This is a genomic window from Kitasatospora sp. NBC_01300 (assembly GCF_041435235.1).
Taxonomy (GTDB): Bacteria; Actinomycetota; Actinomycetes; order Streptomycetales; family Streptomycetaceae; genus Kitasatospora.
This window is the reverse complement of the sequence record NZ_CP108408.1, coordinates 2767345-2782587: the sequence shown is the minus strand read 5'-3', so window position 1 is coordinate 2782587 and position 15243 is coordinate 2767345. Positions and strand designations below refer to the sequence as shown.

Sequence of the window (15243 nt, the reverse complement as noted above, 5' to 3'; positions counted from 1 at the left end):
AAGGATTCCGAGGGGCGAGACGGCGGCCGGTCACTCCCCGGGCCGCCGGTGCACCAGGGCGAAGGCCTGCCGGGCGATCTCCAGTTCCTCGTCGGTGGGCACCACGGCGACCGCCACCCGGGCGTACGCGGGCGAGATGATCCGGGCCTCGCCGGAGCGCACCGAGTTCAGCTCGGGGTCGACCGCGATGCCCAGTTCGTCCAGCCCGGCGGTGGCCGCCGCGCGCACCGGCGCCGCGTTCTCCCCGACACCCGCGGTGAACGCGATCGCGTCCACCCGGCCGAGCACGGCGTAGTAGCCGCCGATGTACTTGCGCAGCCGGTGGATGTACGCGTCGAAGGCGAGCTTCGCGTCGGCGTCCCCGGCCCCGGCCCGGCGCATGATCTCGCGCATGTCGTTGTCGCCGCACAGGCCGCGCAGACCGCTGCGGCGGTTGAGCAGGTCGTCGATCTCGTCGATCGACAGCCCGCCCACCCGGTGCAGGTGGAACACCACGCCGGCGTCGATGTCGCCCGAGCGGGTGCCCATGACCAGGCCCTCCAGCGGGGTCAGGCCCATCGAGGTGTCCAGGCAGCGACCGCCGGCGACCGCCGAGGCGGAGGCGCCGTTGCCCAGGTGCAGGACGATCACGTTCACCTCGGCCGGGTCCTTGCCGAGCAGCCGGGCGGTGGCCCGCGAGACGTACTGGTGCGAGGTGCCGTGGAAGCCGTAGCGGCGCACCCGGTGCTCGTCGGCCACGGCCTTGTCGATCGCGTACCGGGCCGAGAACTCGGGCATCGAGGCGTGGAAGGCGGTGTCGAAGACGGCCACCTGGGGGAGGTCCGGGCGCAGCGCGCGGGCCACCTCGATGCCGGTGATGTTGGCCGGGTTGTGCAGTGGCGCGACCGGGATCAGCCGGCGGATCTCCTTGAGCACGTCGTCGGTGACGACGGTCGGCTCGGTGAACCGCTTGCCGCCGTGCACCACCCGGTGGCCGATCGCGGCCAGCTCGGGGGAGTCCAGCCCGAGGCCGTCGGCGGCCAGCTCCTCGGCGACGGCCTTCAGGGCGGCGGAGTGGTCCGGGAAGAGCTGCGGCAGCTCGCGCGGCCCGCCCGAGTGCGGGGTGTGCACCAGCCGCCCGCCGGGCTCGCCGATCCGCTCCACCAGGCCGGAGGCCAGCCGGGCGCCGTCCAGCATGTCGATCAGCTGGTACTTCACCGACGAGGAGCCGGCGTTCAGCACGAGAACGCGCGTTCCATCGCTCATGCCTTCGACTCCTTGTCGTCCTGGGCCTGGATGGCGGTGATCGCGACGGTGTTGACGATGTCCTGGACCAGCGCGCCGCGCGAGAGGTCGTTGACGGGCTTGCGCAGGCCCTGGAGGACGGGGCCGACCGCCACCGCGCCCGCCGAACGCTGGACCGCCTTGTAGGTGTTGTTGCCGGTGTTGAGGTCCGGGAAGATCAGCACGGTCGCCCGGCCCGCCACCGCGGAGCCCGGCAGCTTGGTGGCCGCGACGTGGGCGTCCACCGCCGCGTCGTACTGGATCGGGCCCTCGACCAGGATGTCCGGCCGCAGCTCGCGGACCAGCTCGGTGGCCTTGCGGACCTTGTCGACGTCCGCGCCGGACCCGGAGGTGCCGGTCGAGTACGAGAGCATCGCGACCCGCGGCTCCACCCCGAACTGGGCGGCGGTCGCGGCGGACTGGATCGCGATGTCGGCCAGCTGCTGGGCGTCCGGGTCGGGGTTGACCGCGCAGTCGCCGTACACCAGCACCTTGTCGGCCAGGCACATGAAGAAGACGCTCGACACGATGGCCGCGCCGGGCGAGGTCTTGATCACCTCGAAGGCGGGCCGGATGGTCGCGGCGGTGGAGTGCACCGCGCCGGAGACCATGCCGTCCGCGATGCCCTCCTGGACCATCAGGGTGCCGAAGTACGAGACGTCGGTGACCACGTCCAGCGCCAGCTCGACGGTCATCCCCTTGTGGGCGCGCAGCCGGGCGTACAGCTCGGCGAACTGGCGGCGCAGCGGGCTGGTGGTCGGGTCGACGATCCGGACCTGGGCGCGGTCGGTGCCGGGCTGTTCCTGCGGGAGGTCGATGCCGAGGCCCGCGGCCTTGCGGCGCACCGCGTCGGCCTCGCCGAGCAGGGTGAGGTCGCAGATGTTGCGGCGCAGCAGGATCTCGGCCGCGCGCAGCACCCGCTCCTCGGTGCCCTCCGGCAGGACGACGTGCCGCCGGCTCGCCCGGGCCCGCTCCAGCAGCTCGTGCTCGAACATCATCGGGGTGACGCGCTCGGACCGGCCGACCTCGATCAGGTTGGTCAACTCGGCCGTGTCGACGTGGAGTTCGAACAGTCCGAGGGCGATCTCGGCCTTCCGCGGACTGGCCGCGGTGAGCTTGCCCTCCAGATGGGTGAGGGTCGCGGCGGTCGGCCAGCTGCCCTCCGGGACGACCGCGACCGGGGTGCCGGGGGCGAGCCGGGCGGCCAGCGCCATCACGTTCGGGCCGGGGTGCTGGCCGAGCGTCAGCAGCACGCCGGCGATCGGCGGGGCGCCGGCGGCGTGCGCGGCCAGCGAGCCGATCACCAGGTCGGCGCGGTCCCCGGGGGTGACGACCAGGGCGCCCTCGGTCAGGGCGTCCAGGAAGGTGGGCAGCATGGCGCCGCCGAAGACGAAGCCGCGGACGTCCCGGGCCAGGCCGGCGGCGTCCCCGAGCAGGACCTCGGCGCCGGTCGTCTCGACCAGCTGGGCGACGGTCGGCGCGGCCAGCGCCGGCTCCTCCGGGATGACGTAGGCGGGGATCGGCAGCTTCTCGGTGAGCTTGCGCTGGATCCGCTGCTTGGCGCCCGGGGCGACCCGGTTGGCGATCATCGCCAGGGTCTCGCAGCCCAGGTCGGTGAACGCCCGGTGGGCGTTGCGGACCTCGGCGATGACGGCCTCCGGGTCCTCGGCGTGCCCGCCGACCACCGGCAGCACGGCGGCGCCGAACTCGTTGGCCAGCCGGGCGTTGAAGGCCAGCTCGTCCGGGATGTTGGTGTCGGCGAAGTCGGTGCCGAGCACCAGCACCGCCTGGCAGCGCCGCTCCAGCGCGCGGAAGCGGTCGACCAGGGCGGAGACCAGCTCGTCCTGCCCCCGGGCGGCCTGCAGCGCGGCGGCTTCCTCGTAGCTGAGTCCGTACAGCTCGGAACTCGGCAGGTCGATCCGGTACCGGCCGCGCAGCAGCTCCACCACGTGGTCCGAGCCCGGCTCGCCCCCGGCCCGGCGGCCGGGAGCCGCCCCCGCGTGCGCGTGCACCAGCGGCCGGAACACCCCGACCCGGTCCACCTGGCGGGTGAGCAGTTCCATGACCCCGAGTTCGACCGCCTGCCGGCCGTCCCCCCGGTCGATACCGGTCACGTACACGCTGCGCGCCACGTGGGTGTCTCCGTCCCGTCGTCTCGGAATATGGCCATATCGACCATACCTTCGCACCACGAACGGACGTCCGCGAGCAGAACGGCCGAGCCGGGGCAAGGGCCGAACGTCACGGTCCGCACGACCGGCGACCCCCGCGCGGCGAACGGCGGCACTCCGGACGTCAGGGGTCCGGGTGCCGCCGTCGGGTTCCGGTACGGAGGTCCGGGGGCCCTCAGCGGGCCGGGCGGAGCCAGAGGGTGGCGAGCGGGGGGAGGACCAGTTCGGCGGAGCGGGGCTGGTCGTGCCAGGGGGTCGGTTCGGCCTTGACCGGGTGGGAGTTGCCGATGCCGCCGCCGCCGTAGGCCTCGGCGTCGGTGTTGAGCAGTTCCTCCCACAGCTGGTCGCGGCCGTCCAGGTCGGGCAGGCCGATCCGGTGGCCGTGCCGGACGACGGGGGAGAAGTTGCAGACCGCGACCAGCGGCGAGCCGTCGGCCGCGTACCGGACGAAGGAGAGCAGGTTGTCCTCGGCGGCGCCGCCGTCGAGCCAGCGGAAGCCGTCCGGGGTGGTGTCCCGCTCCCAGAGGGCGGGGGTGTCCAGGTAGTGCCGGTTGAGGTCGCGGACCAGCCGGCGGACGCCGCGGTGGTCCTGGTGGGCGGGCCACTGCTCGTCGAGCACCCACCACTGCGGGCCCTGCTCGTGGTCCCATTCCGCGCCCTGGGCGAACTCCTGTCCCATGAAGAGCAGTTGCTTGCCCGGGTGGGACCACATGAAGCCCAGGTAGGCGCGGTGGTTGGCGCGCTGCTGCCACCAGTCGCCGGGCATCTTGGAGACCAGCGCCTGCTTGCCGTGCACCACCTCGTCGTGCGAGATCGGCAGGACGTAGTTCTCCGAGTAGGCGTACACCATCGAGAAGGTGATCTCGTTGTGGTGGAACTTGCGGTGCACCGGCTCCTTGGACATGTAGACCAGCGAGTCGTGCATCCAGCCCATGTTCCACTTGAGCCCGAAGCCGAGGCCGCCGGCGTCGGTCGGGCGGGTGACGCCGTCCCAGGCGGTGGACTCCTCGGCGATGGTGACCACGCCGGGGCAGCGCCGGTAGACGGTGGCGTTCATCTCCTGGAGGAACGCGGCCGCGTCCGGGTTCTCCCGGCCGCCGTGCTGGTTGGGCGTCCAGGCGCCGCCCTCGCGGGAGTAGTCGAGGTAGAGCATCGAGGCGACGGCGTCCACCCGCAGGCCGTCGATGTGGAACTCCTCGCACCAGTAGACCGCGTTGGCGACGAGGAAGTTGCGCACCTCCGTGCGGCCGTAGTCGAACTCCAGGGTTCCCCAGTCGGGGTGTTCGGCGCGCAGCGGGTCGGCCGGCTCGTACAGCGGCTCGCCGTCGAAGCGGGCGAGTGCGAAGGCGTCCTTGGGGAAGTGGGCGGGCACCCAGTCGACGATCACGCCGATGCCGTGCCGGTGCAGGGTGTCGACCAGGTGGCGGAAGTCGTCGGGGCTGCCGAGCCGGGCGGTGGGGGCGTAGTAGCCGGACACCTGGTAGCCCCAGGAGCCGCCGAAGGGGTGCTCCATGACCGGCATGAACTCCACGTGGGTGAAGTTCAACTCCTTGAGGTAGCGCGGCAGCTCCTCGGCGATGGCGCGGTAGCCGGTGAGGTCGGGCCGCCAGGAGGCGAGGTGCAGCTCGTAGACGGACATCGGCGCCCGGTGGTGCGCGGCGCGGGCCCGGCGGGCCATCCACTCGCCGTCCTGCCAGCGGTAGTCGGAGGAGGTGACCACCGAGGCGGTGGCGGGCGGGCACTGGGCGGCCCGGGCGAGCGGGTCGGCCTTGTCGAGCACCCAGCCCTGCCGGGTGTGGATCTCGTACTTGTACGCGGCGCCCTCGGCGAGGCCCGGGACGAAGAGCTCCCAGATGCCGGACGAGCCGAGCGAGCGCATCGGGTGCCCGGTGCCGTCCCAGTGGTTGAAGTCGCCGATCAGCCGGACGCCGACGGCGTTCGGCGCCCAGACCGCGAAGGCGGTGCCGGCGACGCCGTCGACGGTGCGCACGTGCGAGCCGAGGGCCTGCCACAGCTGCTCGTGCCGGCCTTCGGAGATCAGGTGCAGGTCGAGTTCGCCGAGGGTGGGCGGGGTGCGGTAGCCGTCGTGCTGGGCCAGCGGCTCGCCGCCGGGGTAGGTCACCAGCAGCCGGTAGTCCACGGCGTCGGCGCCGGCCACCAGCCCGGTGAACAACCCGCCCTGCTGGTGGGTGAGTTCGGCCGGTCCCTGGGTGGTCTCGACGACCACCCGCTCGGCGAACGGGCGCAGCACCCGGATCGCGGTGCCGCCGTGCACCGGGTGCGCGCCGAGCAGGGCGTGCGGGTCGTGGTGCTGCCCGCCGACCAGCCGGTCCACCTCGGACGGCGGCAGCGGCGCCTCGGGCAGGCGCAGCGAGGCCGTGGGCGGAGCCGTGACCGGTGCGGACTGCGTGACCGGTGCGGACTCCGCGACCGGTACGGACTCCTCGGTCGGGGCGGGTTCGCCGGCCGGCGCGGACTCCTCGGCCGGGACGGGCTCGGGCCGGGGCGAGTCCGGGCCGGCCAGGAAGGTGGCCGGGACGGGGCGGGTGGTGCGGCCGGGCGGGTCGAGCGGCGTCACGGCTGGGTCCTCCTGCGACGGGGGGTGGGCTAACTCCAGGGCGGCGGAACCGGGGGTGCGGGTGGGACAGGGGGGCGGGCAGGGCAGGGGGTGCGGGCGGGGCCGGGGCGGTCAGACGGTGAGGGCGAGCCGGTTGATCGCGGCGAGCGGGATCGGCAGCCAGCTCGGCCGGTGCCGGGCCTCGTACACGACCTCGTACACCGCCTTGTCGATCTCCAGGGCCCGCATCAGCTCCGGTGAGGCCGCCGGGTCGGCGCCGCCGCCGGCGGTGTAGCCGGCGCAGAAGGCGGTGCGGTTGCGCTGGGCCCAGGAGGCGGCGAGGTGGGCGAGTTCCGGGTCGACCGGGCCGCCGGCCAGCAGGTGGGCGGCCGCGTAGTCGAAGGAGCGGAGCATGGCGGCGACATCGCGCAGCGCGGGCTGGGGTTCGCGGCGTTCGTTGACGGACTTGGCGGGTTCGCCCTCGAAGTCCAGCAGCACCCAGCCGTGCGGGGTGCGCATGGCCTGTCCGAGGTGCAGGTCGCCGTGGATGCGCTGGACGGGCAGGCCGTCGGGGTGGGCGTCGGCGAGTTGCTGGAAGGCGGTGCGCAGTGCGGCCCGGTAGCGCAGCAGGCCGGGGACGGCGGCGACGGCGCTGTCCAGCCGGTCGGCCATGGTGGTGGCGAGCCGGCTGGTCTGGGCGCGGTCGAGTCGGGCGACCGGCATCGAGCGGGCCAGGACCCGGTGGACTTCGGCGGTGGCCCGGCCGAGCCGGTGGGCCTCGATGGCGAAGTTGCCGGGGGAGGGGTCGCCCTTGAGCCGGCCGACCTGGTCGAGGGCGAGCTCCCAGCCGTCCTCGGCGTCCGGCAGGTAGCGCTGGAGCAGCCCGAGGGTGGCGGGTTCGGCGCGTTCCAGCCGGCTCTCGAACCAGGCGGCGACCCGGGGGATCCGGGTGGAGCCGGCCCGGGAGAGGGCGAGGGAGAGTTCGAGGTCGGGGTTGGTGCCGGGGTGGATGCGGCGGAACAGCTTGAGGATGTACGAGGTGCCGTAGATGACCGAGCTGTTGGACTGTTCGGCGGTGGAGGCGCGGCCCGGGAGGTTGGCGGGGAGCCCGGAGCCGGGGGTCCGGCGGAAGGACAGCGAGCCGAACCGGTCGCCGGTGGCGAGGTGTTCCAGCAGCCGCCCGGTGAGTTCGGGGTCGTGGACGGCGTCGTAGAGCGCCGCGCCGTCGTACGGGCCCTGGCTGAGCCGGCCGAGCACGGCGCTGGGCTCGATGTCCGCGGGCCCCTCCGAGCGGATGCCGAGCAGGAGTTGGTAGATGTCGCCGTGCGGGGCGCCGGCCGTGGTGGCGTGCTCGACCCGCAGCAGCAGGTGCAGCAGGGCGGGGTCGCCGACCTGGAGCGGGGTTCCGACCATCGGGGTGAGGCCGGTGATGGGCCGTCCCTTTCCGGCGTACCACCGCTGGGTGGGGAGCCACTCGGCGATCAGCGGCAGCGCGGCCTGGACGAGTTCGCTGACCCCCAGGGCGGTTCTCCGGGCCCCGGTGCTCCGCGCGCCCGCCGGTGCGGCGGGGTCGGCGGGGGCGTCCTGCTGCACATGGGCTTGAGAACGGGAGGTTTCGGACATGACTCCCTTTCCCCGGAAGCGGGCGGACTGCCCGACGGGTCTGGCCGGGTCCGTCAGTCTTCCGGATTTCGGCGGCGCGGCGGCGGCGGCACGCGAGCGGGGCTCAGGTGTCACGCCTTCGTGTGGGTGGCCGTTGGGCTGTTCTCCGTACGCGGCGGTGCAGAGAACTCCGGGGGCGCAGGGGTTCAACTCGCGCCCCCGGAGGGTCTGGTGGTGCTGTGGGGCAGGGTGTGGCGGATCGTTACTTCGAGCGCCTGGTCCCGCTCAGTCGCGGCGGCTGCCGGAGCTGGAACCAGTAGAAGCCGTGGCCGGCCAGCGTGAGCAGGTAGGGCCACTCGCCGATGGAGGGGAAGCGCACCCCGCCGATCAGCTCGACCGGGTACCGTCCGCCGTACTGCCGCAGATCCAGCTCGGTCGGCTGCGCGAACCGCGAGAAGTTGTTCACGCACATGACCAGGTCCCCCTCGTGTTCGCGCACGAAGGCCAGCACGGCGGGGTTGCTGGAGGGCAGTTCGGTGTACGTGCCGAGGCCGAACGCCGGATTGAGCTTGCGGATCTCGATCATGCGACGCGTCCAGTGCAGCAGCGAACTCGAACTGCTCTGCTGTGCCTCGACGTTGGTCACCTGGTAGCCGTACACCGGGTCCATGATGGGCGGCAGACTGAGCCTGCCCGGGTCGGCGGAGGAGAAACCCGCGTTGCGGTCCGGGGTCCACTGCATCGGCGTGCGCACGCCGTCCCGGTCGCCGAGCCAGATGTTGTCGCCCATGCCGATCTCGTCCCCGTAGTAGAGGACCGGCGAGCCGGGCAGCGAGAACAGCAGGGCGGTGAACAGCTCGATCTGGTTGCGGTCGTTCTCCAGCAGCGGGGCGAGCCGGCGGCGGATGCCCACGTTGGCGCGCATCCGGGGGTCCTTGGCGTACTCCGCGTACATGTAGTCGCGCTCCTCGTCGGTGACCATCTCCAGGGTCAGCTCGTCGTGGTTGCGCAGGAAGATGCCCCACTGGCAGCCGCCGGGGATCTGCGGGGTCTTGCTGAGGATCTCCGACACCGGGTAGCGGGACTCCCGCCGCACGGCCATGAAGATCCGGGGCATCACCGGGAAGTGGAACGCCATGTGGCACTCGTCGCCGCCCGCGGTGAAGTCGCCGAAGTAGTCGACGACGTCCTCGGGCCACTGGTTGGCCTCGGCCAGCAGCACGGTGTCGGGGTAGTCGGCGTCGATCTCCTTGCGGACCCGCTGGAGGAACTCGTGGGTCTCCGGCAGGTTCTCGCAGTTGGTGCCCTCGCGGGCGAACAGGTACGGCACCGCGTCCAGCCGGAAGCCGTCGATGCCGAGGTCGAGCCAGAACCGCAGTCCGGCGATCATCTCCTGCTGGACGCGGGGGTTGTCGTAGTTGAGGTCCGGCTGGTGGGAGAAGAACCGGTGCCAGAAGTACTGCTTGCGGACCGGGTCGTAGGTCCAGTTGGAGGTCTCGGTGTCGACGAAGATGATCCGGGCGTCCGGGTACTGCTTGTCGTCGTCGGCCCACATGTAGAAGTCGCCGTACGGGCCGTCCGGGTCCGTCCGGGAGGCCTGGAACCACGGGTGCTGGTCGCTGGTGTGGTTCATGACGAAGTCGATGATCACGCGCATGCCGCGGGCGTGCGCGGCGTCCACGAACTCCATGAAGTCGGCGAGGTCGCCGAACTCCGGCAGCACCGACTTGTAGTCGGCCACGTCGTACCCGCCGTCGCGCAGCGGCGAGGCGAAGAACGGCGGGAGCCAGAGGCAGTCGACCCCGAGCCACTGCAGGTAGTCGAGTTTGGTGGTGAGCCCCTTCAGGTCCCCGACCCCGTCGCCGTTGCTGTCCTGGAAGGACCGCACCAGCACCTCGTAGAAGACCGCACGCTTGAACCACTCCGGGTCCAGGTTCTTCTTCGAGGTCTCCGGGAAGGTGTCGGGGACGGGCTCGTTCACAGTCACGCTGGGTTCCTCCGAACCGTGAGGAGGTGAGCCGGCTCGGCTGAGGGATCGAGCCGGACGTAGTTGTGCCGGCCCCAGGTGTAGACGGCGCCGGTGAGCTCGTCGTGCACCGCGTACGGGCCGTCGCCGTCGAGGGTGACGGTGGCCTCCTGGACGTGGTGCGGGTCGAGGTTGACCACGGTGACGACCTGGTCGGTGAGGCCCTCGGGGGTGGTCGCGCTCTTGGAGTAGGCGAGCACCTGGTCGTTGTCGGTGGGGTGGAAGCGCAGGTTGCGCAGCTGCTGGAGGGCCGGGTGGCGCCGGCGCAGCCGGTTCAGCACGGTGAGCAGCGGGGCGAGGGAGTCGGTGCGGGTCCAGTCGCGCGGGCGCAGCTCGTACTTCTCCGAGTGCAGGTACTCCTCGGAGCCGGGGTGGGCGGGCTCGTCCTCGTACAGCTCGAAGCCGGCGTAGACGCCGTAGCTGGGGGCGAGGGTGGCGGCGAGCACGGCGCGGACCGCGAACGCGGCGCGGCCGCCGTGCTGGAGGTAGCCGTGCAGGATGTCCGGGGTGTTGGCGAAGAAGTTGGGCCGCATGTAGGCGGCGGCGTCACCGGTGAGTTCGGTGAGGTACTCGGTGAGTTCCGGCTTGGTGGTGCGCCAGGTGAAGTACGTGTACGACTGGTGGAAACCGATCTTCCCCAGGGTGTGCATCATCGCGGGGCGGGTGAAGGCCTCCGCCAGGAACACGACGTCCGGGTCGGTGCGGGCGATGTCGGCGAGCACCTTCTCCCAGAACGCCACGGGTTTGGTGTGCGGGTTGTCGACCCGGAAGATCCGAACGCCGTGGGACATCCAGAACCGGAGGATCCGGATGGTTTCCTTGACGATTCCTTCCATGTCCTGGTCGAAGTTGATCGGATAGATGTCCTGGTACTTCTTCGGCGGGTTCTCGGCGTACGCGATGGTGCCGTCCGCGCGGTGGCTGAACCATTCCGGGTGCTTGTTCACCCACGGGTGGTCGGGGGAGCACTGGAGGGCGAAGTCCAGCGCCACCTCCAGGTGCAGGGCCTCGGCCTCGGCGACGAAGTGGTCGAAGTCCTCGATCGTGCCGAGGTCGGGGTGGACGGCGTCGTGGCCGCCCTCGGGGGAGCCGATCGCCCAGGGCGAGCCGACGTCGTGCGGACCGGCCGTCAGGGCGTTGTCCGGCCCCTTGCGGAAGGCTCGTCCGATCGGGTGCACCGGCGGCAGGTAGACCACGTCGAAGCCCATCGCGGCGACGGCCGGCAGCCGCTCGGCGGCGGTGCGCAGGGTGCCCGAACGCGGCGGCTCGACGCCGCTCGGGTCCACCACCGCACCCTCCGAGCGGGGGAAGAACTCGTACCAGGAGCCGTACAGCGCGCGCTCGCGGTCCACCTGGAGCGGCAGCGGGCGGGAGGCGCTGAGCAGTTCGCGCAGCGGGTACCGGGACAGCAGGTCCAGCACCTCGGGGGCGAGCGCGGCGGCCAGCCGGGACAGCGGCGGCAGGCCGGGGTCGCGCAGCGCGTCGGCGGCCGCCAGCACGTGCGCGCGGCCCTCCTTCTTCGGCACGCCGACCGCGGCCTGCTCCAGCAGCCGGGCGCCGTCCTCCAGGACCAGCGCGGTGTCGATCCCGGCGGGCAGCTTCACGGCGGCGGTCCGGCGCCAGGTGGCGACCGGGTCGCTCCACGCCTCGACCAGGTACGACCAGCGGCCGGGCGCGGTCGGGGTGACGTGCGCGCCCCAGCGGTCGGTGCCCTCGGCCAGCTCGCGCATCGGCGTCCACGGGCCGCCGCGGCCGCGCGGGTCGCGCAGCACCACGTTGGCGTTGACGGCGTCGTGGCCCTCGCGGAACACGGTCGCGGTGACCAGGAAGGTCTCGCCGACGACGGCCTTGGCCGGGCGGCGGCCGGAGTCGACGAGGGGGCTGACGTCCAGGACGGGGATGCGGCCGATCACGGTGTCGCTCTCTGTCGTCTTGCGGGCGGCGGGCTTGCGGGCGGAGGCCTTGCGCGGCGCGGCGCCGGAGGCGCCCTCGGCGGTGGTCCCGGCGGTCCCGGCGTCGGCGGTGGCCTTCGCGGTGGCGGCGGCGCGGCGCGTGGTGGTGGTGCGCCTGCGCGGTGCCGCGGTCCGGCCGTCCTCGGCCCCGGGTTGTCGGGCCGCTTCGGCCGGCTCGGTGCGGACCGCCCCGGCGGCCCGCGGCGCCGGCATCGCCGGATCCGTCCGAGTGTCAGAATCCATCCGTCCGGCGGATTCCGCGACCGCTGCGTCGTGGCTGTCGGCCACCGGTGTGGACTGGTCCCGCGTGTCGCCGTGCATGTCAAACTCCTGCCCGAGATCGGCGGCAGCTCCCGCGGGCCGGGGATGGGCCAGGGGAGTACCGGGAGGACTGCTGGGTGGGGAGGACGTGCGACCGGAAGCCTGCCCGCGCCGCCGTCCCCGGCAACCTGCCCGGCGCCCGCCGAGCCCTCGACGGGGGGCCCTGGAGCCGCGCGCGTCCCGGCGCGCGCCTCCAGGGGGCACGCCCCTGGGCGACCCGGTCGACCCGTGAACGAGCAGGCCGAGTACGAGGACACGCGTCGGTGCGAGGTGAGCGCCGAATGGGCTAAGAAGAAGGGGAACGATCAACGCGAAAAGGATTCGGACGTGCTGCTTCAAGGCGGACGCCACCCGCCGCCGCACTCCCCGCAGCATCAACGACCTTGAGTCATCCTCGCACCGGGGACAAGACTTTTGCAGCGGTACGACAGTAGTTTCGGGCTTTGTCCTGAGCGGATGAGCCATCGGAAATGGACCTGTTCCGCAGTGTTCATGCATTGGTAGCGCAGGACCCCGGAAATGTGCGCCGCGCGCGCCCCCCGTGCAGACCAATGCGCCGAATGCGATCTCATCAATAGGCCGAACGGATGCCCAATAGCCCACTTGACGCACTGTCATGACGGACATCGCGGCTACGCTTCACGCCGTGAAGGCAATCCGCAGATTCACCGTCCGCACCGTCCTGCCCGAACAACTCCAGCCGCTGCACGAGCTGGCCCTCAACCTGCGCTGGTCCTGGCACCCCGAGACCAGGGACCTCTTCCGGTCCGTGGACCCGGAGGTCTGGGCCGCGACCGGCGAGGACCCGGTGCGGCTGCTCGGGGAGGTCCCGGCCGCCCGGCTCGCCGCCCTCGCCGCCGACCGGCGGTTCCTGCGCAGACTCGGCGACCTCGCCGACGACCTGCGCGAGTACCTCAGCGGCCCGCGCTGGTACCAGGCCCAGCAGGAGGCCGGCGCCACCCCGCCGCCCGCCGCCATCGCCTACTTCTCCCCCGAGTACGGCATCGCCGCCGCGCTGCCCCAGTACTCCGGCGGGCTCGGCATCCTGGCCGGCGACCACCTCAAGGCCGCCAGCGACCTCGGCGTCCCGGTCATCGGCGTCGGCCTGTTCTACCGGCACGGCTACTTCCGGCAGTCCCTCAACCGGGACGGCTGGCAGCAGGAGCGCTACCCGCTGCTCGATCCGGACGAACTCGCGGTCAGCCTGCTCCGGGAGGACGACGGCACCCCCGGCCGGGTCGACCTCGCCCTGCCCGGCGGCCGCACCCTCGCCGCGCACATCTGGAAGGCCCAGGTCGGACGGGTCCCGCTGCTGCTCCTCGACTCCGACATCGAGGCCAACTCGCCCGCCGAGCGCGACGTCACCGACCGGCTCTACGGCGGCGGCAGCGAGCACCGGCTGCTCCAGGAGATGCTGCTCGGCATCGGCGGCGTCCGCGCCGTCCGCGCCTACTGCCGGCTCACCGGGCACCCCGCCCCCGAGGTGTTCCACACCAACGAGGGCCACGCGGGCTTCCTCGGCGTCGAACGGATCCGCGAGCTGGTCGCCACCGGCTCACCCGGCCCCGACAGCGTCGGCCTGGACTTCGCCGCCGCCCTGGAGTCCGTCCGGGCCGGCACCCTGTTCACCACCCACACGCCCGTCCCGGCCGGCATCGACCGCTTCGACCGCGAGCTGGTCGCCCGCCACTTCAGCGGCGACGCCGCGCTGCCGGGCGTCCCGGTCGAGCCGGTGCTCGCGCTCGGCGCCGAGACCTGGCCCGGCGGGGACCCGAAGCTCTTCAACATGGCCGCCATGGGCCTGCGGCTCGCCCAGCGCGCCAACGGGGTCTCCACCCTGCACGGCGAGGTCAGCCGCTCCATGTTCAACGGCCTCTGGCCCGGCTTCGACGCCACCGAGGTGCCGATCACCTCCGTCACCAACGGCGTCCACGCCGCCACCTGGATCGACCCGGCGGTCGTGCGGCTCGGCGCCGCCGAGATCGGCGCCGACCGCGCCGAGGACGCCATGACCACCGGCGACGCCAAGCGCTGGACGGGCCTGGAGCGGATCGGCAACACCGAGATCTGGGACCTGCGCCGCAGCCTGCGCGCCCAGCTGGTCGACGAGGCCCGCCGCCGGCTGCGCGACTCCTGGCGCCAGCGCGGCGCCGGCGAGGCCGAACTCGGCTGGGTCTCCTCGGTGCTCGACCCCGACGTGCTCACCATCGGCTTCGCCCGCCGGGTGCCCTCGTACAAGCGGCTCACCCTGATGCTGCGCGACCCGGACCGGCTGCGCGCCCTGCTGCTGCACCCCGTCCGGCCGGTGCAGATCGTGGTCGCCGGCAAGGCCCACCCGGCCGACGACGGCGGCAAGCGGCTGATCCAGCAGATGGTCGCCTTCGCCGACGACCCGGCCGTCCGGCACCGGATCGTCTTCCTGCCGGACTACGACATGGCGATGGCCCGGCACCTCTACCCGGGCTGCGACGTCTGGCTGAACAACCCGCTGCGCCCGCTGGAGGCCTGCGGCACCTCCGGGATGAAGGCCGCGCTCAACGGCTGCCTCAACCTGTCCGTCCTGGACGGCTGGTGGGACGAGTGGTACGACGGCCAGAACGGCTGGGCGATCCCCACCGCCGACGAGACCGGCGGCGTGCTCGACCCGGAGAGCAGCGAGGCCGAGCGCCGCGACGACATCGAGGCCGCCGCGCTGTACGACCTGATCGAGGACCAGGTCGCCGGCCGGTTCTACGACCGGGGCACGGACGGGCTGCCGCACCGCTGGATCGCCATGGTCCGGCACACCCTCGTCACCCTCGGCCCCAAGGTGCTGGCCGGGCGGATGGTCCGCGAGTACGTCGAACGGCTGTACACCCCGGCGGCGCTGGCCCAGCGGGAGCTGGCGGCGGCGGAGCACCACGGCGCCCTGGAGCTGGCGGCCTGGAAGGCGAAGGTCCGGGAGGCCTGGCCGGCCGTCCGGGTCGAGCACGTCGAGGCGGACTGTCCGGACGAGGCGCAGGAGCTGGGCAGCTCGCTGGCGCTGCGGGTGCAGGTCGCGCTCGGGGCGCTGGAGCCGGGCGACGTCGAGGTGCAGGCGGTGTCCGGCCGGGTGGACGAGACGGACGGCATCTCGGACGGCTGCGTGCTCGCCCTCAAGCCGGTCGGCGGGTCCGACCTGGACGGCCGGACCCGCTACGAGGGCTCGCTGGAGCTGTGCCGGACCGGCCCGTTCGGCTACACCGTCCGGGTGCTGCCGGCCCACCCCCGGCTGGCCTCACCGGCGGAGCTGGGGCTGGTGGCCCTGCCCGCCGAGTCGTCGGGGATGGACGCGGGGGTGCTGCGCTGAGGCCCTGCCGCGGGGAGCGCCGA

Annotated in this window: 7 protein-coding genes; 1 reads left to right on the top strand and 6 read right to left on the bottom strand. The window is 72.8% G+C overall.

Annotated elements, in window-relative coordinates; translation table 11 throughout:
- Window positions 1-30 precede the first annotated feature (30 nt).
- The 6 genes from OG556_RS12255 to OG556_RS12230 all read right to left on the bottom strand — a co-directional run bounded on the left by OG556_RS12255 (window position 31) and on the right by OG556_RS12230 (window position 11532).
- The gene (locus OG556_RS12255) at window positions 31-1245 is read right to left on the bottom strand and encodes an acetate kinase (protein WP_371517098.1); all 1215 of its coding nucleotides are present in this window, start codon (window positions 1243-1245) and stop codon (window positions 31-33) included.
- Window positions 1242-3395, bottom strand: coding sequence for a phosphate acetyltransferase (gene pta, locus OG556_RS12250; protein ID WP_371517097.1), 2154 nt, complete (start codon window positions 3393-3395; stop codon window positions 1242-1244). Before pta ends, OG556_RS12255 begins: the two co-directional genes overlap by 4 nt.
- A gap of 214 nt (window positions 3396-3609) precedes the next feature.
- Window positions 3610-6012: a 1,4-alpha-glucan branching enzyme gene (glgB, locus tag OG556_RS12245; RefSeq protein ID WP_371517095.1), complete on the bottom strand. Its 2403-nt coding sequence runs from the start codon at window positions 6010-6012 to the stop codon at window positions 3610-3612.
- Window positions 6013-6123: 111 nt separating this feature from the next.
- Window positions 6124-7614 carry a phosphotransferase gene (locus OG556_RS12240; RefSeq protein WP_371517094.1) on the bottom strand — a complete coding sequence of 497 codons (1491 nt, stop codon included), beginning with the start codon at window positions 7612-7614 and terminating at the stop codon, window positions 6124-6126.
- 241 nt (window positions 7615-7855) lie between these two features.
- Window positions 7856-9580, bottom strand: coding sequence for a maltose alpha-D-glucosyltransferase (treS, locus tag OG556_RS12235; protein ID WP_063347760.1), 1725 nt, complete (start codon window positions 9578-9580; stop codon window positions 7856-7858).
- Entirely contained in the window at window positions 9577-11532 is a 1956-nt protein-coding gene (locus OG556_RS12230; RefSeq protein WP_371522674.1) for an alpha-1,4-glucan--maltose-1-phosphate maltosyltransferase, read from the bottom strand. Before OG556_RS12230 ends, treS begins: the two co-directional genes overlap by 4 nt.
- Before the next feature lie 1006 nt (window positions 11533-12538).
- Between OG556_RS12230 and glgP the strand changes: the two genes are divergently transcribed.
- Window positions 12539-15220, top strand: a complete 2682-nt coding sequence (gene glgP, locus OG556_RS12225; RefSeq protein ID WP_371517093.1) for an alpha-glucan family phosphorylase — start codon at window positions 12539-12541, stop codon at window positions 15218-15220.
- Window positions 15221-15243: the final 23 nt, after the last annotated feature.

What these genes read in the sequence shown, in the direction of transcription:
- OG556_RS12240 (WP_371517094.1), bottom strand. Translation starts at nt 7,614, where the DNA reads ATGTCCGAAACCTCCCGTTCTCAAGCCCATGTGCAGCAGGACGCCCCC.
- OG556_RS12255 (WP_371517098.1), bottom strand. Translation starts at nt 1,245, where the DNA reads ATGAGCGATGGAACGCGCGTTCTCGTGCTGAACGCCGGCTCCTCGTCG.